The organism is Streptomyces sp. NPDC090025, from assembly GCF_044748125.1.
In the GTDB taxonomy this organism is placed as follows: domain Bacteria; phylum Actinomycetota; class Actinomycetes; order Streptomycetales; family Streptomycetaceae; genus Streptomyces.
This window is the reverse complement of the sequence record NZ_JBIVFL010000011.1, coordinates 78,516-99,736: the sequence shown is the minus strand read 5'-3', so window position 1 is coordinate 99,736 and position 21,221 is coordinate 78,516. Positions and strand designations below refer to the sequence as shown.

At 73.8% G+C, this 21,221-nt stretch carries 19 protein-coding genes; 14 read left to right on the top strand and 5 right to left on the bottom strand.

The genetic code is table 11. From position 1 onward, the window contains the following. The first annotated feature begins 170 nt into the window (after nt 1-170). Nucleotides 171-1,334 (top strand): cysteine desulfurase family protein, encoded by a 1,164-nt coding sequence (locus ACIPXM_RS24025; protein ID WP_401658726.1) that lies wholly within the window; start codon nt 171-173, stop codon nt 1,332-1,334. Nucleotides 1,335-1,364: 30 nt separating this feature from the next. Here the strand turns inward: ACIPXM_RS24025 and ACIPXM_RS24020 are convergent, their stop codons facing one another. Further along, a complete protein-coding gene (locus ACIPXM_RS24020; protein WP_401658723.1) occupies nt 1,365-2,099 on the bottom strand; it encodes an N-acetylmuramoyl-L-alanine amidase in 735 nt (244 codons plus the stop codon). 61 nt (nt 2,100-2,160) lie between these two features. On the opposite strand from ACIPXM_RS24020, the gene mnmA reads away from it, so the two are divergent. Continuing rightward, a complete protein-coding gene (gene mnmA, locus ACIPXM_RS24015; protein WP_401658720.1) occupies nt 2,161-3,315 on the top strand; it encodes a tRNA 2-thiouridine(34) synthase MnmA in 1,155 nt (384 codons plus the stop codon). Nucleotides 3,316-3,328: 13 nt separating this feature from the next. Here mnmA and ACIPXM_RS24010 read toward each other — a convergent pair whose 3' ends face one another. Beyond that, entirely contained in the window at nt 3,329-3,919 is a 591-nt protein-coding gene (locus ACIPXM_RS24010) for an alpha/beta hydrolase (RefSeq protein WP_401659171.1), read from the bottom strand. 170 nt (nt 3,920-4,089) lie between these two features. On the opposite strand from ACIPXM_RS24010, the gene ACIPXM_RS24005 reads away from it, so the two are divergent. From ACIPXM_RS24005 to ACIPXM_RS23980, 6 genes are all read left to right on the top strand, one after another. Beyond that, nucleotides 4,090-4,626 (top strand): TIGR00730 family Rossman fold protein, encoded by a 537-nt coding sequence (locus tag ACIPXM_RS24005; RefSeq protein WP_401658717.1) that lies wholly within the window; start codon nt 4,090-4,092, stop codon nt 4,624-4,626. 102 nt (nt 4,627-4,728) lie between these two features. Further along, on the top strand, nt 4,729-5,427 hold the full coding sequence (locus ACIPXM_RS24000; RefSeq protein WP_401658714.1) for an SDR family oxidoreductase: 699 nt from the start codon (nt 4,729-4,731) through the stop codon (nt 5,425-5,427). Between the two features lie 12 nt (nt 5,428-5,439). Beyond that, nucleotides 5,440-7,491: a tetratricopeptide repeat protein gene (locus ACIPXM_RS23995; protein WP_401658711.1), complete on the top strand. Its 2,052-nt coding sequence runs from the start codon at nt 5,440-5,442 to the stop codon at nt 7,489-7,491. After that, nucleotides 7,492-8,535, top strand: a complete 1,044-nt coding sequence (locus ACIPXM_RS23990) for a methionine synthase (RefSeq protein ID WP_401658708.1) — start codon at nt 7,492-7,494, stop codon at nt 8,533-8,535. Nucleotides 8,536-8,567: 32 nt separating this feature from the next. After that, entirely contained in the window at nt 8,568-10,757 is a 2,190-nt protein-coding gene (ligA, locus tag ACIPXM_RS23985) for an NAD-dependent DNA ligase LigA (RefSeq protein WP_401658706.1), read from the top strand. Nucleotides 10,758-11,086: 329 nt separating this feature from the next. Further along, nucleotides 11,087-13,297 carry a putative bifunctional diguanylate cyclase/phosphodiesterase gene (locus ACIPXM_RS23980; protein ID WP_401658703.1) on the top strand — a complete coding sequence of 737 codons (2,211 nt, stop codon included), beginning with the start codon at nt 11,087-11,089 and terminating at the stop codon, nt 13,295-13,297. 73 nt (nt 13,298-13,370) lie between these two features. Here the strand turns inward: ACIPXM_RS23980 and ACIPXM_RS23975 are convergent, their stop codons facing one another. Further along, nucleotides 13,371-13,862, bottom strand: coding sequence for an RrF2 family transcriptional regulator (locus tag ACIPXM_RS23975; RefSeq protein WP_401658700.1), 492 nt, complete (start codon nt 13,860-13,862; stop codon nt 13,371-13,373). 124 nt (nt 13,863-13,986) lie between these two features. Between ACIPXM_RS23975 and ACIPXM_RS23970 the strand changes: the two genes are divergently transcribed. The 5 genes from ACIPXM_RS23970 to gatB all read left to right on the top strand — a co-directional run bounded on the left by ACIPXM_RS23970 (nt 13,987) and on the right by gatB (nt 18,447). Beyond that, a complete protein-coding gene (locus ACIPXM_RS23970; RefSeq protein ID WP_401658697.1) occupies nt 13,987-14,718 on the top strand; it encodes an SDR family oxidoreductase in 732 nt (243 codons plus the stop codon). 152 nt (nt 14,719-14,870) lie between these two features. Beyond that, the gene (gene gatC / locus ACIPXM_RS23965; RefSeq protein WP_401658694.1) at nt 14,871-15,167 is read left to right on the top strand and encodes an Asp-tRNA(Asn)/Glu-tRNA(Gln) amidotransferase subunit GatC; all 297 of its coding nucleotides are present in this window, start codon (nt 14,871-14,873) and stop codon (nt 15,165-15,167) included. Between the two features lie 7 nt (nt 15,168-15,174). Further along, nucleotides 15,175-16,677 carry an Asp-tRNA(Asn)/Glu-tRNA(Gln) amidotransferase subunit GatA gene (gatA, locus tag ACIPXM_RS23960; protein WP_401658692.1) on the top strand — a complete coding sequence of 501 codons (1,503 nt, stop codon included), beginning with the start codon at nt 15,175-15,177 and terminating at the stop codon, nt 16,675-16,677. Next, a complete protein-coding gene (locus ACIPXM_RS23955) occupies nt 16,674-16,919 on the top strand; it encodes a hypothetical protein (protein WP_401658689.1) in 246 nt (81 codons plus the stop codon). The genes gatA and ACIPXM_RS23955 overlap by 4 nt, the downstream gene beginning before the upstream one ends. Nucleotides 16,920-16,935: 16 nt before the next feature. Then, on the top strand, nt 16,936-18,447 hold the full coding sequence (gatB, locus tag ACIPXM_RS23950) for an Asp-tRNA(Asn)/Glu-tRNA(Gln) amidotransferase subunit GatB (RefSeq protein WP_401658686.1): 1,512 nt from the start codon (nt 16,936-16,938) through the stop codon (nt 18,445-18,447). An 83-nt stretch (nt 18,448-18,530) separates the two neighbouring features. Here the strand turns inward: gatB and ACIPXM_RS23945 are convergent, their stop codons facing one another. Further along, nucleotides 18,531-18,968: a peptidase inhibitor family I36 protein gene (locus tag ACIPXM_RS23945; RefSeq protein WP_401658684.1), complete on the bottom strand. Its 438-nt coding sequence runs from the start codon at nt 18,966-18,968 to the stop codon at nt 18,531-18,533. Between the two features lie 159 nt (nt 18,969-19,127). Continuing rightward, nucleotides 19,128-20,090 carry a hypothetical protein gene (locus ACIPXM_RS23940; RefSeq protein ID WP_401658681.1) on the bottom strand — a complete coding sequence of 321 codons (963 nt, stop codon included), beginning with the start codon at nt 20,088-20,090 and terminating at the stop codon, nt 19,128-19,130. A gap of 113 nt (nt 20,091-20,203) precedes the next feature. On the opposite strand from ACIPXM_RS23940, the gene ACIPXM_RS23935 reads away from it, so the two are divergent. Next, nucleotides 20,204-21,214, top strand: coding sequence for an ArsR/SmtB family transcription factor (locus ACIPXM_RS23935; RefSeq protein WP_401658679.1), 1,011 nt, complete (start codon nt 20,204-20,206; stop codon nt 21,212-21,214). Nucleotides 21,215-21,221: the final 7 nt, after the last annotated feature.

The following is a 21,221-nucleotide window of genomic DNA, read 5'->3' as shown; positions in this document are numbered from 1 at the left end:
AGTCTGCGGGCGGGGTGCGCCGCCGAGTTCAGGGCCGGGGTACGGGGCCGGGCCCGGGTCCGAGGGGGCGCGCGCCGGACCCCGGGCGACCCCTCGGCGCACCGCGCGGGACGGCGGAAACCGGCCGCCTCCTCGCCCCGCGCGGGCCGCCTCGTAGAATCGTTCCCACCATGGCTTACCTCGACCACGCCGCGACCACGCCCATGCTTCCCGAGGCGATCGAGGCGATGACCGCCCAGCTCGCCGTCACGGGCAACGCCTCCTCGCTGCACGCCGCCGGCCGCCGTGCCCGGCGGACCGTCGAGGAGGCCCGGGAGACCCTCGCGGGCGCCCTCGGCGCCCGGCCCTCCGAGGTCGTGTTCACCTCGGGCGGCACCGAGGCCGACAACCTCGCCGTGAAGGGCCTGTACTGGTCCCGCAGGGCCGCCGACCCGCGCCGCACCCGGGTGCTCGCCAGCCCCGTCGAGCACCACGCCGTGCTCGACGCGGTCGACTGGCTCGCCGAGCACGAGGGCGCCACCGTCGAGTACCTGCCGGTCGACGGCTACGGCCGGGTGCACCCGGACGCGCTGCGCGCGGCCGTCGCCCGCGACCCCGACTCGGTCGCCCTGGCCACCGTCATGTGGGCCAACAACGAGATCGGCACGATCATGCCGGTCCGGGAACTCGCCGACGTCGCCGCCGAGTACGGGGTGCCGCTGCACGCCGACGCGGTCCAGGCCGTCGGTCAGATTCCGGTCGACTTCGCCGCCTCCGGCCTCGCCGCCATGACCGTCTCCGGACACAAGATCGGCGGCCCGTACGGCATCGGCGCGCTGCTCCTCGGCCGTGAGCACACCCCGGTCCCGGTGCTGCACGGCGGCGGCCAGGAGCGGCACGTCCGCTCCGGCACCCTCGACGTGCCCGCCATCGCCGCGTTCGCGGTGGCCGGACGGCTCGCCGCCGACGGCCGCGAGGAGTTCGCCCGTACCGTCGGCGCGCTCCGCGACGACCTGGTCGCGGCCGTCCGCGCCGCCGTCCCCGACGCCCTGCTCGGCGGCGACCCGGTCGACCGGCTCCCGGCCAACGCCCACTTCACCTTCCCCGGCTGCGAGGGCGACTCGCTGCTGCTGCTGCTCGACGCGGCGGGCATCGAATGCTCCACCGGCTCCGCCTGCACGGCGGGCATCGCCCAGCCCAGCCATGTGCTGCTCGCCACCGGCGCCGACCCCGACCTGGCGCGCGGCACGCTGCGCTTCACGCTCGGGCACACGTCCACCGAGGACGACGTGAAGGCCGTCGCCGAGGCCATCGGCCCGGCCGTGGACCGGGCGAGGACCGCCGGACTGAGCTGACGGGTCCGGAAGGGGGCTCGTCGCGGCGGCTCAGCCCAGCTTGGTACGGGCCGCCCGGACCAGCTTGAGGTACCGGGGCCAGTCCCAGTGCGGCCCCGGGTCGGTGTGGTCGGTGCCCGGCACCTCCACGTGCCCGATGATGTGCTCCCGGTCGACGGGTATCCCGTACCGCTTGCAGATGTCGGCGCTGAGGCGGGCGGACGCCTCGTACATCGCGGGCGTGAAGTCCTGCGGGCGGTCCACGAAGCCCTCGTGCTCGATGCCTATGCTGCGCTCGTTCATGGACCGGTTCCCGGCGTGGAAGGCCACGTCGAGCTCGCGCACCAGCTGGGCGACGTGCCCGTCCTTGCGGACCACGTAGTGGGCGGCGGCGCCGTGCCCGGGGTCCTTGAAGACGCGCAGCGCGGAGGCGTAGCTGCCCTGCACGACGTGGATCACTATCCGGTCGACCACGTAGTCGTCGGGGCGGTCGGCGCGCCGCAGGTTCGCCCGGGACGCCGCCGTCCACTCGGCGCCCTTGTGGTCGAGCTCGCCCTCGACCCGCTTCTTCTGCATGCCGGGCAGCCGCCACCACAGCCGGGCGAGGGCGTCATGGGCGACGACGACCGTGCCGACGCCGACGGCGGCCCCGCCGATCAGCACCGCCCGCCGCCCGGGCCCGCCTTTGGCCTTGTCGCCGCTCTTGCCGGTGCTCTTGCCCTTGCCGCCGCTCCCGCCCTTGCCCGTGCTCTTGGCCTTGCCCGTACCGGTCCCCTTGTTCCCCATGTGATCGAGAACGCTTACTCCCGCGACCGTGGTTCCCCGCGCCCCGTACCCTGGTAGGGCTATGACTGAGACCTCGCCGCAGCACCCGCCCGTCCGACCCCTCCGGGTTCTCGCCGCCATGTCCGGCGGCGTCGACTCCGCCGTCGCCGCCGCCCGCGCGGTGGAGGCCGGCCACGACGTCACGGGCGTGCACCTGGCCCTGTCCGCCAACCCGCAGTCGTTCCGTACCGGCGCGCGCGGCTGCTGCACCATCGAGGACTCGCGGGACGCCCGCCGGGCCGCCGACGTGATCGGCATCCCGTTCTACGTGTGGGACCTCGCCGAGCGGTTCCGCGAGGACGTCGTGGACGACTTCGTCGCCGAGTACGAGGCGGGCCGCACGCCCAACCCGTGCCTGCGCTGCAACGAGAAGATCAAGTTCGCGGCGCTGCTCGACAAGGCCCTCGCGCTCGGCTTCGACGCCGTCTGCACCGGCCACTACGCGACGGTGGTCCTGACCGAGGACGGCGCCCGCGAGCTGCACCGCGCCTCCGACATGGCCAAGGACCAGTCGTACGTGCTCGGCGTGCTCGACGAGAAGCAGCTGGCGCACGCCATGTTCCCGCTCGGCGACACCCTCACCACCAAGGACGAGATCCGGGCGGAGGCGGAGCGGCGCGGCCTCGCGGTCGCGAAGAAGCCCGACAGCCACGACATCTGCTTCATCGCCGACGGCGACACCCAGGGCTTCCTGGCCACCCGCCTCGGCCGGGCCGAGGGCGACATCGTCGACGAGGCCGGTACGAAGATCGGCACCCACGAGGGCGCGTACGGCTTCACCATCGGCCAGCGCAAGGGCCTGCGGATCGGCCACCCGGCCGCCGACGGCAAGCCGCGCTACGTCCTGGACATCTCCCCGGTGAACAACACGGTCACCGTGGGCCCGGCGGAGGCCCTGGACGTCACGGGACTGACCGCGATCAAGCCCCGCTGGTGCGGCACCGCGCCCGAGGGCCCGGGCCGCTACACCGCCCAGCTGCGCGCCCACGGCGGCGAGACCCCGGTCAGCGCCGCCCTCGTGGACGGCGAGCTGACCGTGACCTTCGACGAGCCGGTCCGTGGTGTGGCGCCGGGCCAGGCGATCGTCCTGTACGACGGCACCCGGGTGGTCGGCTCGGCGACCATCGCGGCGACGGTACGCCGCGCGGCGCCCGCGCCGGAGCGGCAGCCCGCTTAGGTCCCGGGCACCTTCAGACGCCGACGGACAGGATCTCGGTCTCCTCGGTCAGGAAGTCCGCGAGGACCGGGGCGAGGACGTGCGGGGCCACCGGGCGGATCTGGCCGGTGAGGGTGCGGTGGCGGCCCCGGGGGACGGCCGCCGCGACCGAGCGGGCCGCGCGCCGGACCGGCGAGGGGCTGGAGCCGCCGTCGACCACCAGCACGCGCGCGTGGACCCGGCGGAGCTGGTCGGCGGCGTCGTCCGGGTAGGGCGGTTCGAACACCGAGACCGGTCCGACCGGCACCCCGGCCGCCGCCGCGGCGAGCGCGAGCACCCCGCCGGAGGCGGTGCCGTGCAGGGCGACGGACCCGCCGCCCGCCGCGCCCAGCTCCGCGACCAGCGCGGCCAGGTCGCCGATGTCGGCCGTACGGTCGCTCCCGGCCCGCCGCTCGTACGCGACCACCGAGAAGCTCCGGGCCAGCAGCCCGACGAGGGCGGGCTCGCCACCCTCGGCGCCCGGCGCCCCGCCGACCAGGATGACCGGGGGCCCCGCCCCGTACCGCTGGTACCCGATCCGGGTCCCGTCCGCCGCCCTGACCAGGCCCCGGACCCCGGGCGGCATGGTGTTCACCTCGTCCATGGCAGGTCAGACCGGCGCGGCCCCCGGAACTCATCGCTCCCGGACGGAACTTCCGAAAAATTCTCGCGCCGGTCTCCGCACCGGCCCCGACCCCCGGCTCCGACCCGGGCCCCGTCCGGGGCGCCGCCGGGCCCAGGGCCTACCGTGGGGCCATGAACATCTGCGTCTTCCTCTCCGCCGCCGACCTCGACGCGCGCTACACCACCCCGGCCCGCGACTTCGCCATTCGCCTCGGCAAGGCGGGCCACACGCTCGTCTGGGGCGGCTCGGACACCGGTCTGATGAAGGTCGTCGCGGACGGCGTCGCCGACGCGGGCGGCCGGCTGGTCGGCGTCTCGGTCGACTTCCTCGCCGCGAAGGCCCGCCCGGTCGCCGACGAGATGGTCGTCGCCGGGGACCTCGCCGAGCGCAAGGCGCTGCTGCTCGCCAAGTCCGACGCGATCGTGATCATGGTCGGCGGTACGGGGACCCTCGACGAGGCCACCGAGATCCTGGAGCTGAAGAAGCACGGCAAGCACGACAAGCCGGTCGTCCTCCTCAACACCGACGGCTTCTACGACGGCCTGAAGGTCCAGTTCCAGCGCATGGAGGACGAGGGCTTCCTGCCCCGCCCGCTGGCCGACCTGGTCACCTTCGCGGACGACGGCGCCGAGGCCCTGGCGCACCTGGAGCGGGCCGTCCTGCACTGAGTCAGGCCCGCGCCCCGAACTGAGTGCGCGCCCGCGGCCGGTGCCGAACGTCCGCTCCGACTTCTGGTCAAGCGCCACCCCCCTCCCCTGAGAACTGAGACGATGGGGCGCATGTCTACTCATGTGATCACCGGGGCCGGATCCGGCATCGGCGCCGCCGTCGCGCGGCGGCTGCACGCGCGCGGGGACGAGCTGGTGCTGCACGCGCGGGACGCGGCGCGGGCCAAGGAGCTGGCGGCGGAGTTCCCCGGGGCGCGGACGCTCGTCGGGGACCTCGCCGACCCGGACCGGCTGTCGTGGGCCTTCTCGCACCAGACCATGCCCGAGCGGGTCGACAGCCTGCTGCACATCGCGGGCGTCATCGACCTCGGCGCGGTCGGCGACCTCACCCCGAAGACCTGGCACCACCAGCTCAACGTCAACCTCGTCGCCCCCGCCGAGCTGACCCGGCACCTCCTTCCGCAACTGCGCCTCGCCAAGGGCCACGTGGTGTTCGTGAACTCGGGCGCCGGGCTCACCGCGCACGGCGAGTGGGGCGCGTACGCCGCCTCCAAGCACGGCCTCAAGGCGCTCGCCGACGCGCTGCGCCACGAGGAGCACGACAACGGCGTCCGGGTCACCTCGGTCTACCCGGGGCGCACCGCGAGCCCCATGCAGGCCAAGGTGCACCAGCAGGAGGGCAAGGAGTACGACCCCGAGCGCTGGATCGACCCCGAGTCGGTCGCCACCGCCCTCGTCATGGCGCTCGACCTGCCCCGCGACGCCGAGGTCAACGACCTCTCGGTCCGCCCCGGCCGCTGACGGGCCCCGGCCGTGCACGGGGGGAACTCGATCACCGGCGGCACCCAGGGGACCGTCGTCCAGGCCGGGCGCATCGACCACCTGGTGGTACAGCAGGCCCCGCCGCCCGCCGACGAGGTGACCGTCGCCCCGCCGTTCGGGCGGCGCGGCACCCCGCTGCGGGGCCGCGCGGAGCTGCTCGCCGCCCTCGCGACCGCCACCGGCACCCATGTCCTGCACGGCCTCGGCGGCGTCGGCAAGACCAGCCTCGCCCTGGCGGCCGCCGACGCCCACGCGCGCGCGGGCGCGCCCGTGTGGTGGGTGGCGGCGCAGGACGACGGGCGGCTCGCGGGCGGGCTGCGGGCGGTCGCCCGGCGGCTCGGGCTGCGCGAGGACGAACTGGCCGCCGGTGGCGCCGTCGACCTGCTGTGGCAGCGGCTCGCCGCCCTGCCCGGCCGCTGGCTGCTCGTCGTCGACAACGCCGACGACCTCGCCCTGCTCGACGGGCCGGGCTCCCTCGCCGAAGGCACCGGCCGGGTCCGCGCGCCCGCCGGGGCCACCGGCCTCGTCCTCGTCACCACCCGGGACGGCGACCCGGCCGCCTGGGGCGCCGGGCCCGTGCTCCACCCGCTCGGCGCGCTCCCCGGACCCGCCGCCGCCGACGCCCTCGCCGACCGCGCGGGCGACACCGCGGGCCCGGCCGCCGACGCCGAACGGCTCGCCGCCCGCCTCGGCGGCCTGCCGCTCGCCCTCGACAGCGCCGGGCGCTATCTCGCCTCCGTCGCCGAACGCCCCGCCTTCCTGCGCGGACCCGGCGAGCCCGCCACGTACACCGGCTATCTCGACGCCCTCGGTACGGGCGACCTCACCGTCGACGGCGACGGCACCCTCGCCCGGATCTGGGCGATGTCGCTGCGGCTGCTCGTCGACCGCGGCCACGCGCGCGTGGGGGAGGTGCTGCGGCTCCTCGCGGGCTTCGCCGACGCGCCCGTGCCGCTGCGGGTGCTCGACCCGGAGCGGATCAAGCTCCCGCCGGGGGAGCTGTGGGACTGCCTCAAGGCCCTCGACCGGATCGGCCTCGCCGCGCTCGCCGCCGACACCCGGGCCGACCCCGCCGCCGAACCGGTGGTGACCGTGCACCCACTGGTACGGGACGCCCACCGCGGTGCCCGCGAGACCCTGTCGGCCCAGGCGGCGCTCGCCGCGGAGGAGCCGGAGGAACGCACCCCGCTGTGGCCGCTGCTCGTCCCGCACCTCCTCGACGCCCTGACCCCCGGCACCCCCGCACCGGTCTGGGACGGGGCGCTGCTCGCCGTCCGCTCGCTCGCCGCGCGCGGCCTGATGACGGCGGCCGCCGAGGCGGCGGCCATGGTCCGCGACGGCACCGCCCGCGACCTGCCCGGCGGCCACCACACCGCCCGCCGGGCCCGGCTCCAGGAAGGCATGGGCCTGGCCGCGCTGTCCCAGGGCGGGCCCGCCCTCGGCCTGCTCACCGCGCTCGCCGAGGAATGCGCGGGCGACCTCGGCGCGGACGACCCGTTCACCCTGGAGGTCCGCCACGAACGGGCCATCGCGCTCCAGATGTGCGGCGAGCCCGTCGCCTCCCACGACGAGAACGCCGCCGTCCTCGCCGCCCGGCTCCGGCACTTCGGCCCCGACGACTGGCGGACCCTGCACAGCCGTCACAACCTGGCCATGAACCTCGCCCTGCTCGGCCGGGTCCGGCAGGCGCTCGCCGAACTGGACGCCGTGTGCGAGAGCGAGGCCCGCACCCTCGGCCAGGACCACCCGGACACCCTCACCACCCGCGAGAACCGGGCCATCATGCTGCGCGTGCTCGGCGATCCGGCCGCCGCCCTCGCCGAACTCACCACCATCGCCGAGGTCCGCACCCGGATCCTCGGACCCGAGCACCCCGACACCCTCACCGCCCGCTTCAACCGGGCCGTGCTGCTGCCCGCGCCGCTCGCCCGCGCCGAACTCGCGGCCGTCCTCGACGCCCGCGTCCGCGTCCTCGGACCCGGCCATCCCGTCACCGAGGCCACCCGCGCGACCCTGGACCGCGCGCCACGTACGCTTCCGTGAGTGAGCGACAACACCAGCGACAGCACCGAAGAGCGCGAGCCAGGACCCTTCCCGTGGGGGTCCGCCACCGGGGTCGGGTCCATGCCCGGCGGCGACGCCCGGGAGGCCGCGCGGACGGTCACCGGATCCTTCGAGGACTTCCCGTTCCTCGCCGAACTGCCCGCCCGCGGACCCGGCGCCGACATGATCGGGCGGACCACCGGGATGCTCGTCGAGCTGTACGCGCGCGTGGAGCCCAGCGGCTGGCGGATCGGCGACCGGCCGGGCCGCGACACCAAGCGGGCCGTGTCCTGGCTCCGCGAGGACCTCGACGCCCTTGAGGAGTTCACCCAGGGGTACGAGGGGCCGCTCAAGGTGCAGGCGGTCGGGCCGTGGACGCTGGCCGCCGCCCTGGAACTGCGCGGCGGCGAGGCCGCGCTCGGCGACCCCGGCGCCTGCCGCGACCTGACCGGATCGCTCGCCGAAGGACTCCGGCTGCACCTCGCCGACGTCCGCAAGCGGGTGCCCGGCGCCCGGATCGTGCTCCAGCTCGACGAACCCTCGCTGACCTCCGTGCTGCTCGGCCGGATCCGTACCGCCAGCGGCTACCGCACCCACCGGGCCGTCGACCGGCAGGTCGTGGAGAGCGCGCTGCGCGACGTGATCGCCGTCCACGACGGCCCCGTCGTGGTCCACTCCTGCGCGCCCGGCGTCCCGTTCGCGCTGCTCCGCAGGGCCGGGGCGGCCGGGGTGTCGTTCGACTTCGGCCTGCTCACCGAACGTGACGAGGAGCCGATCGGCGAGGCCGTGGAGGCCGGCACGAAGCTCTTCGCCGGTGTGGTGCCGTCCACCGACCCGGCCTCGGGGGCATTGTCAGACCCGGGAGGTAGCGTCATGGGTGTCAGGACGCTGTGGCGCAGGCTGGGGCTGAATCCGGGGACTCTCGCCGAGTCCGTGGTGATCACTCCGACCTGCGGTCTCGCGGGCGCCTCACCGGACTACGCGCGCAAGGCACTCGCCCACTGCGCGCGGGCGGCGAGATCGCTCGCGGACAACCCAGAGTGACCGGGTTCAGGGCTACGGGAGGACAGGAAACGGTGGCAGTCGAACAGGGGGCACCCGCCGAGGCGCGGGAGCAGCACGCCGAGCTCGCGGAGCAGGTCGAGGAGCACCGCTTCCGGTACTACGTGAAGGACCAGCCGGTCGTCAGCGACGCGGAGTTCGACAAGCTCCTGCGGGCCCTGGAGGCCCTGGAGGAGCGGTATCCCGAGCTGCGCACGCCCGACTCGCCGACCCAGAAGGTCGCCGGGTCGTACGAGACGGAGTTCACCTCCGTCGAGCACCGCGAGCGGATGCTGTCGCTCGACAACGCCTTCGACGACGAGGAGCTGTCGGCCTGGGCCGAGCGCGTCGCCCGTGACGTCGGCACCCCCGACCACCACTTCCTGTGCGAGCTGAAGGTCGACGGCCTCGCCGTCAACCTCACCTACGAGCACGGCAGGCTGACCCGCGCCGCCACCCGCGGCGACGGCCGCACCGGCGAGGACATCACGCCCAACGTGCGCACCATCGCCGACATCCCCGAGCGGCTGCACGGCGAGCGCGTCCCGGACCTCGTCGAGATCCGCGGCGAGGTCTACTTCCCGATGGAGGCGTTCGAAGGGCTCAACGCGCGCCTGGTCGAGGCCGGGGACAAGCCCTTCGCCAACCCGCGCAACGCGGCGGCCGGTTCGCTGCGCCAGAAGGACCCGCGGGTCACCGCGAGCCGCCCGCTGCACATGGTGGTCCACGGCATCGGCGCCCGCGAGGGCTTCGACATCGCCCGGCTCTCCGAGGCGTACGGGCTGCTGCGCGAGTGGGGCCTGCCCACCGCCCAGCACAACAGGGTCGTCGACACCCTCGACGAAGTCCGCGCGTTCATCGCCCACTTCGGCGAGAACCGCCACTCCGTGGAGCACGAGATCGACGGCGTCGTCGTCAAGCTCGACGAGATCCCGCTCCAGGGCAGGCTCGGCTCCACCGCCCGCGCGCCGCGCTGGGCCATCGCCTGGAAGTACGCGCCGGAAGAGGTCAACACCAAGCTCGTCGACATCAAGGTGGGCGTCGGCCGCACCGGCCGCGTCACGCCGTACGCGCAGGTGGAGCCGGTCACCGTGGCCGGGTCCGAGGTCGAGTTCGCCACCCTCCACAACCAGGAGGTGGTGAAGGCCAAGGGCGTGCTCATCGGCGACACCGTGGTGCTGCGCAAGGCCGGTGACGTCATCCCGGAGATCCTCGGCCCGGTCGCCGACCTGCGGGACGGCACCGAGCGGGAGTTCGTGATGCCCGCCGAGTGTCCCGAATGCGGCACCCCGCTGAAGCCCATGAAGGAAGGCGACATCGATCTGCGCTGCCCCAACGCGCGGACCTGTCCCGCCCAGCTGCGCGAGCGGGTGTTCTTCCTGGCCGGCCGCCAGTGCCTGGACATCGAGAACTTCGGCATGGTCGCCGCGGCGGCGCTCACCCGCCCGCTGGAGCCCGCCGAGCCCGCGCTGACCGACGAGGGCGACCTCTTCGACCTCACCATCGAGCAGCTGCTGCCGATCCGGGCGTACGTCCTCGACCCCGACAGCGGACTGCCCAAGCGCGACCCGAAGACCGGCGAGGAGAAGGTCGTCGCCGTCTTCGCCAACCAGAAGGGCGAGCCGAAGAAGAACGCCCTGTCGATGCTGGAGAACATCGCCGCCGCGAAGACACGGCCGCTGGCCCGCTTCCTCAACGGGCTGTCGATCCGTCACGTCGGCCCGGTCGCCGCCGAGGCGCTGGCCCGCGAGTTCCGCTCCCTGGAGCGCATCGAGCAGGCCACCGAGGAGGAGCTGGCGGCGGTCGACGGGGTCGGCGCCATCATCGCCACCGCCGTCAAGCAGTGGTTCGAGGAGGAGTGGCACCGCGAGATCGTCCGCAAGTGGCGGGCGGCCGGAGTGACCCTGGAGGACGAGGGCGCGGGCGAGGAGCAGGGCCCGCGGCCGCTCGAAGGTCTGACCGTGGTGGTCACCGGCACCCTGGAGAAGTTCACCAGGGATGGCGCGAAAGAGTCGCTGCAAACCCGAGGAGCCAAGGTCACCGGTTCCGTTTCGAAGAAGACCTCCTTCGTCGTCGTCGGGGACAACCCGGGCTCCAAGTACGACAAGGCGGTCCAGCTGAAGGTTCCGGTTCTGGACGAGGACGGCTTCGCCGTGCTGCTCGAACAAGGGCCCGAAGCCGCTCGGGAGGCCGCCCAGCCGGTCGAGGAGCCCGCCGCGGAGTAGCCGACGCGAGCGGCGCGGACGGTCCCGGCGACAGCCCCGGGACCGTCCCCGACGGGGCGCCAGCGAGCCCTGGAAGCTCACCCGTTCGGCGCATACCAGATCGTTACGGGTGGCCGGGTCGCATTCGGGCAAGAGATGGAGAGCGCTGCCCGTAGCAGCCCTCCGCGGCCTAGTGTGGTGACCGTGCGTCCGTCGCGCACGGCCGTGCGAGGGCCCTGCGAGCGCGCAGGAGCAGGACACACGGCCCCGCTCGCGGCGGACCGACGCCTCAGTGGCATCACGACGGCCCCCGCGTTGCGACGGCACCGCCGGCTGTGAGAGGGACGGGAATGAAACCGACCGAGAGTGCCGCCCCGGTCGCACGGCCGCAGGGCCGCGCGGCGTTCGTGGGTCTCACCTCCGGGCTGCCCGGAGTGCTCGTGGGCATCGCCGCCGTCGTGCTCGGCGCCGGTCTGTACCGGGCGCTGAGCACCGGTCAGGGACTCTTCCCCGGCGGCCCCGCCGGCTGGTCCCTCGTCGTCCTGTCCGCCCTCATCGTCGCCCACCTGATCGCGCTCGGCCGCGACCGCTGGTGGGGCGGCACCGGCTCCGGCGCCGCCCTCACCCTCGCCGTCCTGCTCCTGTACGGCTGGCTGCCCGCCAGCCTGGTGTCGCTCGGCGTCGTCGTCCTCGTCGCCGCCGCCCGGCGGCACCGCTGGCGCCAGGGCCTGCTGCACGGCGCCGTCGACGTCATCGGCGCGGGCGCCGCCGCCCTCGTCCTTGCCACCTTCGGCGACGTCCCCAGCGTCGAACACCCCTGGCAGCCGCTCCACTGGGGGATCGCCGACGTACCGGAAGTCGTCCTCGCCGCCCTCGCCTACCTCGTGGCGACCCGGCTGCTGCTGTGGTACGCCCTCGCCCCGCACGGCAGCGGCCTGCCCACCGCGGCCCGCACCGCCCTGCTCCGGCAGGGCCTGGTCGCCGTCGCACTGCTCGGCATCGCCCCGCTGATCTGCGTCGTCGCCGCCTCCCGGCCGCCGCTCCTGCCGCTCTTCGCGGTCCCGCTGATCGCCCTCGACTCCACCCTGTGGATCGCCCGGGCCCGCGCCGAGGAACAGCTCCGCGACCCGCTCACCGGCCTGCCCAACCGCCAGTGGCTGCTCGAACGGACCTGGACCGCCCTGGAGGAGGCCGAGGGCCAGGGCGTCCGCTCCGCGCTCGTCCTCATCGACCTCGACCGCTTCCGCTCCGTCAACGACACCCTCGGCCACCTCGCCGGGGACCGGCTGCTGCTGCAGATCGCCGAACGCCTTCGGCTCGCCCTGCCCACCGGCGCCGAGGCCGCCCGGCTCGGCGGCGACGAGTTCGCCGTCCTGCTGCCCGTCGCCGACTCCACCACCAGCGCCCAGCGGGTCGCCCGCCACCTCGTCGCCGACCTCTCCTCACCGCTCGACCTCGACGGCCTCACCCTGGTCCTGGAGGCCAGCGCCGGGGTCGCCGTCTTCCCCGAGCACGCCCTCGACGCCGAGGGCCTGCTCCGCCGCGCCGACGTCGCCATGTACCAGGCCAAGCGGGACCGCACCGGCGTCGAGGTGTACGAGTCCAAGCGCGACTCCAACACCCCCGACCGGCTCGGCCTGCTCGGCGACCTGCGGCGCGCCCTCGACGCGGGCGAGGTCGAGCTCCACTACCAGCCCAAGGTCCGCTTCGACGGCCAGGTCGCCGGTCTGGAGGCGCTGGTCCGCTGGGTGCACCCGGAGCGCGGAAAGGTCCCGCCGGACGAGTTCATCGCCATCGCCGAGTCCTCCGGCCTGATGCCGCACCTCACCGAGTACGTCCTGGAGACCGCCCTCGCCCAGGTCGCCCGCTGGCGCGCCCAGGGCCTCGACGTCCCCGTCGCCGTCAATGTGTCGCCCCGCGACGTCCACACCCCCGGCTTCGCGGGCGCCGTCGCCGCCCGGCTCGCCCGGCACGGCGTCCCGGCCGGCGCGCTCCAGCTGGAGATAACGGAGCACGTGCTCCTGGAGGACCCGCAGCGGGCCGCCGACACCATGGCCGGGCTCACCGGCCATGGCGTCAAGATGTCCCTCGACGACTTCGGCACCGGCTACTCCTCGCTGGTGCACCTGCGCCGCCTTCCGGTCAGCGAGCTGAAGATCGACCGCTCCTTCGTGGCCCGGCTCGCCGTGGACAACGAGGACGCCGAGATCGTCCGCTGCACCGTCGACCTCGCCCACTCGCTCGGCCTGCTCGTGGTCGCCGAGGGCGTCGAGGACGACGAGACCTGGGAGCGGCTGCGCGACCTCGGCTGCGACGCCGTCCAGGGCTGGCTGGTCGCCGCCGCGATGCCGCCCGCCGAGACCACCGCCTGGCTGCTCGCCCGCGGCGAGCACGGCTGGCGCCGCCCCTCGGAGATCGCCGCCAGCGCCGCCCTCGCGGAGGCCGGACACACACCCCCCGGCCTCCCGGCCGGGCACACCCCCGGCCAGCCCACCGCCCACGCCCCGGGCCAGCCCGCGATCCACCCCACCATCCGCCCGACGGGCCAGGTCGCGCTCTAGCCGACGACAGGGGCGGGAGCGGTACGGGCCGCCCGCCCGGCCCGGCGCCCGTACGCCGCCCTCCGGGCGGTCCTCAGCGCGGCTCCTCCGGCCCCGCGTCCAGCCACGCGCCCACCCGCGGCAGCGCCTCGGGCCCGCTGTCCTCGGTCACCGAGGCCGCCAGGTCGGCGATCGTCACGGCGGCGAGCGACGCCCGCCAGGCCGCGTCGGCCGCGCCCATCGTCCGGGCGATCGGGCACGCGCGGGTGCACAGCTCAGGCGGCGTGCCGAGCGGACCGCGCTGCCGGATCTCGGTGCACACGAACGCCGGGTCCGCCCCGTCGACGGCCTGCACCACATCGAGCACGGTGATCGTCCCCGGCTCCCTGGTGAGCACATAGCCGCCGGTCTTGCCCTGCAGCGAGTGCACCAGACCCGCCCGCGACAGCGCCTGCAACTGCTTGGCCAGGTAGCTCGGCGAGACGTCGTGCAACGCGGCGAGCCGCGCCGCCGGAACGGGCGCACCGGCCGCCGTCAGCACCACACAGCAGTGCAGCGCCCACTCCACGCCACCCGACAGCTTCACGCCACGCCACCTTCCTCCGGCCCGTCCATTTGACTCGGACAAAGGATATCCGAGTATCATCACGGACATAACTTGTCCGAGTTTCCGGGGGGCGCTCGGCCCGCGAAGGAAAGGAAGGCACCCCATGAAGATCACCGTCATCGGCACCGGCCTCATCGGCTCCCAGCTCGTCACCGAGCTGACCGCCCGAGGCCACCAGGTCACCTCCGCGTCGCTCTCCTCCGGCGTCGACCTGCTCACCGGCGCCGGTCTCGACCAGGCGCTGACCGGCGCCGAGACCGTCGTCAACGTGACCAACTCGCCCACCTTCGACGAGGCGTCGCTCGCCTTCTTCCGCACCTCGCAGAGCAACCTGCTCGCCGCGGGCGAGCGGGCCGGCGTCGCCCACCAGGTGCTGCTCTCCATCGTCGGCGTCGACCTGGTCCCGGCCCTCGACTACTACCGCGCCAAGACGCTCCAGGAGGAGCTGCTGCGCGGCGGCCCGACGCCCTGGTCGGTCGTGCGCGCCACCCAGTTCTTCGAGTTCATGGAGCCGACCATGTCGTGGACCTCCGACGACACCGAGGTCCGGCTGCCCGCGACGCCGATCCAGCCCATCGCCAGCGCCGACGTCGTCGCCGCCCTCGCGGACGTGACCACCGGCGCCCCGCTGGGCGACTTCGTCGAGGTCGCCGGGCCCGACCGCTTCACCCTCGACGAGGTCGGCCGGATCACCCTCGCCGCGCGCGGCGACGCCCGCCCCGTCGTCGTCGACGACCAGGCCGGACTGTTCGCCGCCGTCCCCGGCGACGTGCTCACCCCCGGCCCCGGCGCCCGGCTCGCCGCCACCCGCTACCAGGACTGGATCACCGCCTGACGGCACCGCCCGCCGCCCCCGTACCGCCCCCGCCCGGAGCTCCCCGCGGGGGCGGTGGGGCGGCCGTACGGCAAACCGTTTCACGGGCAGCGGTGCGCGCCCCATAGGATTGGGCCCCAACACCGTCAAACTCACCCCGTGAGGATCGCTGCATGCCTGGCATCACGCGCGAGGAGGTCGCCCACCTCGCCCGGCTGGCGCGACTGGAACTCGCCGACGACGAGCTGGACCATTTCGCCGGTCAGCTCGACGACATCATCGGCGCGGTCGCCCGCGTCTCCGAGGTCGCCGACCAAGACGTACCGCCGACCTCCCACCCGCTGCCGCTGACCAACGTCCTGCGCGCGGACGAGGTCCGCCCGTCGCTCACCCCCGAGCAGGCGCTGTCCGGCGCCCCCGCCCAGGAGCAGCAGCGTTTCAAGGTGCCGCAGATCCTGGGGGAGGACTGATCACGTCATGACGGAGCACAGCATCATCATCAAGCTCACCGCCGCCGAGATCGCGGCGAAGATCGCCTCCGGTGAACTCACCGCCGTCGAGGTCACCGAGGCCCACCTGGCCCGCATCGACGCCGTCGACGAGAAGGTGCACGCCTTCCTGCACGTCGACCGCGAGGGCGCGCTCGCGCAGGCCCGCGCCGTCGACGAGAAGCGCGCCCGCGGCGAGAAGCTCGGCCCGCTGGCCGGTGTCCCGCTCGCGCTGAAGGACATCTTCACCACCCAGGGCATCCCGACCACGGTCGGCTCCAAGATGCTCGAGGGCTGGATCCCGCCGTACGACGCCACCCTGGTCAAGCGCCTGAAGGCGGCCGACGTCGTCATCCTCGGCAAGACCAACATGGACGAGTTCGCGATGGGCTCCTCCACCGAGAACAGCGCCTACGGCCCGACCGGCAACCCCTGGGACCTGACCCGGATCCCCGGCGGCTCCGGCGGCGGCTCCTCGGCCGCGCTCGCCGCGTACCAGGCCCCGCTCGCCATCGGCACGGACACCGGCGGCTCGATCCGCCAGCCCGCCGCCGTCACCGGCACCGTCGGCGTCAAGCCCACCTACGGCGCGGTCTCCCGCTACGGCATGGTGGCCTTCTCGTCCTCGCTCGACCAGGGCGGCCCCTGCGCCCGTACGGTCCTCGACGCGGCCCTGCTGCACGAGGCCATCGCCGGGCACGACCCGCTCGACTCCACCTCCATCGACATGCCGGTCCCGCCGGTCGTCGAAGCGGCCCGCAACGGCTCGGTGGCCGGGATGCGCGTCGGCGTCGTCAAGCAGTTCCGCGGCGAGGGCTACCAGGCCGGTGTCGTGCAGCGCTTCGACGAGTCCGTCGAACTGCTGAAGTCGCTGGGCGCCGAGATCGTCGAGCTGGACTGCCCGACGTTCGACCTCGCGCTCTCCGCGTACTACCTGATCGCGCCCTCGGAGTGCTCCTCCAACCTGGCCCGCTTCGACGGACTGCGCTACGGCCTGCGGTCCGGCGACGACGGCACCCGGTCCGCCGAGGACGTCACCGCGCTCACCCGCGAGGCCGGTTTCGGCCCCGAGGTCAAGCGCCGCATCATCCTCGGCACCTACGCGCTCAGCTCGGGCTACTACGACGCCTGGTTCGGCTCCGCGCAGAAGGTCCGCACGCTGATCACCCGCGAGTTCGAGGCCGCCTTCGAGCAGGTCGACGTCATCGTGTCGCCGACCACGCCCACCACCGCCTTCCCGATCGGCGAGCGCGCCGACGACCCGATGGCGATGTACCTGGCGGACCTCTGCACCATCCCGACCAACCTGGCCGGCAACGCCGCCATGTCGCTGCCCTGCGGCCTCGCGCCGGAGGACGGCCTGCCGGTCGGACTGCAGATCATCGCCCCCGCCCTGAAGGACGACCGGCTGTACAAGGTCGGTGCCGCCGTCGAGGCCGCCTTCGTGGAAAAGTGGGGCCACCCGCTGCTCGAGGAGGCTCCGTCGCTGTGAGTACCAGTGCACTGCAGAAGGCCAAGGGCTTCAAGAAGTCCAAGACCGGCACGTACCTGTCCATGGGCACCACCGCGTTCGGCGCCGTCACCGTGATGAAGCAGGTCAAGAAGGCCCGCGCCGATCACGACACGCTCAAGCTCGTCGACGCCGTCGTGTCCGCCGCCGCCATCGTCACCGGCCTCGCGATCCTGTACCGCGAGCTGAAGCGCCTCGGCGACGACGACGTCCTGCTGGGCTGAGAGGGAAAGTTCCACCGTGACTGTCACTGAACTGATGTCGTACGACGCGGCGCTCGCCACGTTCGACCCCGTCATGGGCCTGGAGGTCCACGTCGAGCTCGGCACCAGGACCAAGATGTTCTGCGGCTGCTCGACCGAGCTCGGCCAGGACGCCAACACCCAGACCTGCCCGACCTGCCTCGGCCTGCCCGGCGCCCTGCCGGTGGTCAACGCGATCGGCGTCGAGTCCGCGATCAAGATCGGCCTCGCGCTGAACTGCTCGATCGCCGAGTGGTGCCGCTTCGCCCGGAAGAACTACTTCTATCCGGACATGCCGAAGAACTTCCAGACCTCCCAGTACGACGAGCCCATCGCCTTCGACGGCTACCTGGACGTCCAGCTGGAGGACGGCGAGGTCTTCCGCGTGGAGATCGAGCGCGCCCACATGGAGGAGGACACCGGCAAGTCCACCCACATCGGTGGCGCGACCGGCCGCATCCACGGCGCCTCGCACTCGCTGCTCGACTACAACCGGGCCGGCATCCCGCTGATCGAGATCGTCACCAAGCCGATCGTCGGCGCCGGTGAGCGCGCCCCCGAGGTCGCCAAGGCGTACGTGGCCGAACTGCGCGAGCTGATCCGGGCCCTGGACGTCTCCGAGGCCCGGATGGACAAGGGCCAGCTGCGCTGCGACGTCAACCTGTCGCTGATGCCGAAGGGTTCCGACACCTTCGGCACCCGCTCGGAGACGAAGAACGTCAACTCGCTGCGCTCCGTGGAGCGGGCGGCGCGCTTCGAGATCCAGCGGCACGCCGCCGTCCTCACCTCGGGCGGCTCGATCGTCCAGGAGACCCGGCACTTCCACGAGGAGGACGGCTCCACCACGGCCGGCCGCATCAAGGACAACGCCGAGGACTACCGCTACTTCCCCGAGCCGGACCTGGTGCCGGTGGCCCCCGCGCGCGCGTGGGTCGAGGAACTGCGGGCGGGCCTGCCCGAGCTGCCCCGGGTGCGCCGCAACCGGCTCCGCGAGGAGTGGGGCGTCTCCGAGCTGGAGATGCAGTCCATCCTCAACGCGGGCGCGGTCGAGTCGATCGTCGCCACCATCGACGCCGGGGCGGACGCCGCCGCGGCCCGCAAGTGGTGGCTGGGCGAGCTGGCCCGCAACGCCAACGAGAAGGGCGTCTCGCTCGACGAGCTCCCGATCGCCCCGGCGGACGTGGCCCGGGTGTCGCAGCTGGTCGCCGCCGGTGACCTGAACGACAAGCTGGCCCGCCAGGTCATCGAGGGCGTCCTCGCGGGCGAGGGCACCCCGGACGAGGTCGTCGAGAAGCGCGGTCTGAAGGTCGTCTCCGACGACGGCGCGCTCGGCGCGGCCGTCGACGAGGCCATCGCGGGCAACGCGGCCATCGCCGACAAGATCCGCGGCGGCAAGGTCGCCGCCGTCGGCGCCCTGGTCGGCGCGGTCATGAAGGCCACCCGTGGCCAGGCCGACGCGGCGAAGGTCAAGGACCTGATCCTGGAGCGGCTGGGCGTCAGCGAGGGCTGAGCCCAGGACTGAGCAGGCCGAGCGGCCCCGCACCGGAACTCCGGTGCGGGGCCGCCCTGTTGTGCCCGTGGTGGTGCCGTGGATCAGAAGCAGCTGACGCTGGTGGTCGGACGCAGCTGGAGCGAGCTGGCCTCGTCGCGCTGGCCGTTGTGGTTGCCGTCGACCATGTCGTCGGACAGCTGGTCGTGGCGGACGGAGCTGCCCGGGTTGACGCAGAAGACGAGCCCGCCCTGGTAGCCGGCGTCGTAGTAGTAGTGGCTCTCGTAGCCGCCGGTGCTGGAGTTGCTCGCGGACCACGAGTTGTCGTTCACGTTGTGACCGCTGGAGAACGTGTCGTCGGTGAAGTTGTCGTCGCTGTTGAAGAAGTTGTGCACCGAGGAGCCGATGCTGCCCTCGAAGAGACAGTGGTAGCCCGTGGGGCAGCTGGGACCGGCCGAGGCGGTCGACGCGGTGGCGATGCCAGCGCCGACGAGCAGGGTGGTGGCACCGGCGACAGCGGCGAACTTACGACGGAGGTTCATGGACATGGGTGTTCCTTCCGGGTACGGGAAAGGTCGGTGCGGGAAACATCCGGGCCGGTGAGGGCGCGGAAGACTGTGGGCGTACGGGGCAGGGCGGCGGCGGTACGAGGCGGCCGGGCACGGTCAGGGGGGCGGGCCGGACCGGGGCTCGGCGGGGGCTCAGCCCGTGCCGCCGAGGACCTCGCCGACGGCCTTGCTCTCGCGGGCCGAGAGCTTCCGCCAGTCCGCGCCGACGTCCGGGTGGCGGTCCAGCCAGTCGCGCTGCACGGCGGCCAGCCGCTGGTACGCGGTGGTGAGATAGCCGGTCTCGGCCTTGCAGCGCAGGTCGGCGGCGGCGACCGGGCTGGTCCCCGGGTCCTTGCCCGACGTCAGGGTGCCCGCCACCTGGACCGGGTCCTTCGCCCTGACCTTGGCGGCGTCCATGCACTGCCGCCAGCGGGCGGTCACGGCCTGGAACGCCGGATCCTTCTCGACCTCCCGGCGGGCGTTCTCCTGGGCCTCGAAGAGCAGGATCCGCAGCTGGAGGCGGCGCATCCGCCCGTCCCCGAACAGCCGCTCCTCGGCCTCGGCGAGGCAGCCCTCGCCCGGCCGCGACACGCTCAGCCGGGCGCCCTTGGCGGTGACCCGGGCGCTCTCCCGGCCGAACAGCGCCGTGGCGTACGCGTCGCTGCTCTCCGGACTGCCCGGCTTCGGCGGTGTCTCGGAGGGCACCGCGGCGGGCTGCTTCGGCGCCTCGGCCGACTCCAGGCCGAAGGGACGCGGCAGTTGGTCGGCTCGTTGGTCGGCCCGTTGACCGGCGCCGTCCGGGGTGCGGGGCGGCGGGACCGGCGCGTAGCGGAAGCCACGGGCCGCCATGCAGGCGACCGCGAGCTTCTGCTGCGCCAGGGTGCCGCGCTGGGCCGGGGTGAAGAGCAGGGCGGTGACCGGCGGCGAGGCGCGCAGCGCGGTCGGTTCGGCCTGCTGGACGACCGGCTTCGGAGCGCGCGGAGCGGCGGGACCCGAAGGGCTGCCCGAGCAGCCGGCGACCGCGAGGAGCAGCGCGCCGACCGCCGCCGCGCGGAGCGCGCCGCGCCCGGCGACACGCCCGCCGCGAAAACCGCTCCGCGCAAGGGACTCGGGCATTTTACGATCCACCGTCCTGTTGGGGTGTGTGCCGTGGTGGCACCGACGGGACAGAGTCTGCGCGGACCGGGGGGTTGTCGTGAACGTTGTTGCGCTGAGCCGTAATTGCGCTGGTGGGAGGGGCTGACGTGCTGCGGATCCACTTCACGGGGGAGGACCTGGGGCGGGTGCGGCTGGCACCCGAACCCGATCCGATGTGGGAGATGCTGCTCAGCCTGCACCGGCTGAGACGCCGGGACGCGGGGGTGCTGTTCGGCCCATGGCTGCGCGAGTCGCTGCCCCGAGTGCCGCCCGACATCCGGCTGTTGACGGCGCTCGCGCCGCCGGTCGGTTACGCGGCGGACTTCCTCACGCCCACCGTCGACGGCGGCCTCGACGAGCAGCTGGAGGCGCTGCGGGCCACCCCGCTGCGCCAGGTCCAGCGGGACTTACGCGAGTTCGTGATCCAGAACGCCCCGCGTCGGCTGCCGTCCTGGTCGCGGGAGCTGATGGCGGGCGAGGCGGCGGGCCTTGAGCGGCTCGCCGGGGCGGCCCGCGGCTATGTGGACGCGGTGCTCGGCCCGTACTGGGACCGCATCCGGGTGCAGATCTGCCGGGACCGCAACCGGCGCAGCCGTACCCTCGCGGAAGGCGGCTGGGACGCCGTGCTCAGCACCCTCCATCCGTCCGCCACCTGGGACTTCCCGGTGCTCCGGCTGGACTTCCCGGTCGACCAGGACCTCCATCTGCGGGGCCGCGGGCTCCTCCTCCAGCCGTCGTTCTTCTCCCGCTACAACCCGACGACCCTCGCCGACCCGGCGCTGCCGCCGGTCCTCGTCCACCCGATCGAGCACGACGTGTACTGGGCGACGCCGGACGTGCCGCAGGCCGACGGAAAGGCGCTGGCCGCGCTGATCGGCCCGACCAGGGCGGTGCTCCTCACCGCCCTGGCCGACGGCGCCGCCACCACGGGCCAGCTCGCCCGCCGTGCGGGCACCACCCCGCCCAACGCCAGCCGCCACCTCACGGCCCTGCGCCAGGCGTCCCTGATCGCCAGCCAGCGCCACCGCAACGCGACCCTGCACCGGGTCACCGACCTGGGCAAAGCCCTGCTGGAGGGCGGGAGTTCCCAGATCGGCATGTGACCGGCCG

Coding starts and splice junctions, on each gene's coding strand:
- ACIPXM_RS24025 (WP_401658726.1), top strand. CDS start 171: ATGGCTTACCTCGACCACGCCGCGACCACGCCCATGCTTCCCGAGGCG.
- ACIPXM_RS24020 (WP_401658723.1), bottom strand. CDS start 2,099: ATGGGGAACAAGGGGACCGGTACGGGCAAGGCCAAGAGCACGGGCAAG.
- mnmA (WP_401658720.1), top strand. CDS start 2,161: ATGACTGAGACCTCGCCGCAGCACCCGCCCGTCCGACCCCTCCGGGTT.
- ACIPXM_RS24010 (WP_401659171.1), bottom strand. CDS start 3,919: ATGCCGCCCGGGGTCCGGGGCCTGGTCAGGGCGGCGGACGGGACCCGG.
- ACIPXM_RS24005 (WP_401658717.1), top strand. CDS start 4,090: ATGAACATCTGCGTCTTCCTCTCCGCCGCCGACCTCGACGCGCGCTAC.
- ACIPXM_RS24000 (WP_401658714.1), top strand. CDS start 4,729: ATGGGGCGCATGTCTACTCATGTGATCACCGGGGCCGGATCCGGCATC.
- ACIPXM_RS23980 (WP_401658703.1), top strand. CDS start 11,087: ATGAAACCGACCGAGAGTGCCGCCCCGGTCGCACGGCCGCAGGGCCGC.
- ACIPXM_RS23970 (WP_401658697.1), top strand. CDS start 13,987: ATGAAGATCACCGTCATCGGCACCGGCCTCATCGGCTCCCAGCTCGTC.
- gatC (WP_401658694.1), top strand. CDS start 14,871: ATGCCTGGCATCACGCGCGAGGAGGTCGCCCACCTCGCCCGGCTGGCG.
- gatA (WP_401658692.1), top strand. CDS start 15,175: ATGACGGAGCACAGCATCATCATCAAGCTCACCGCCGCCGAGATCGCG.
- ACIPXM_RS23945 (WP_401658684.1), bottom strand. CDS start 18,968: ATGAACCTCCGTCGTAAGTTCGCCGCTGTCGCCGGTGCCACCACCCTG.
- ACIPXM_RS23940 (WP_401658681.1), bottom strand. CDS start 20,090: ATGCCCGAGTCCCTTGCGCGGAGCGGTTTTCGCGGCGGGCGTGTCGCC.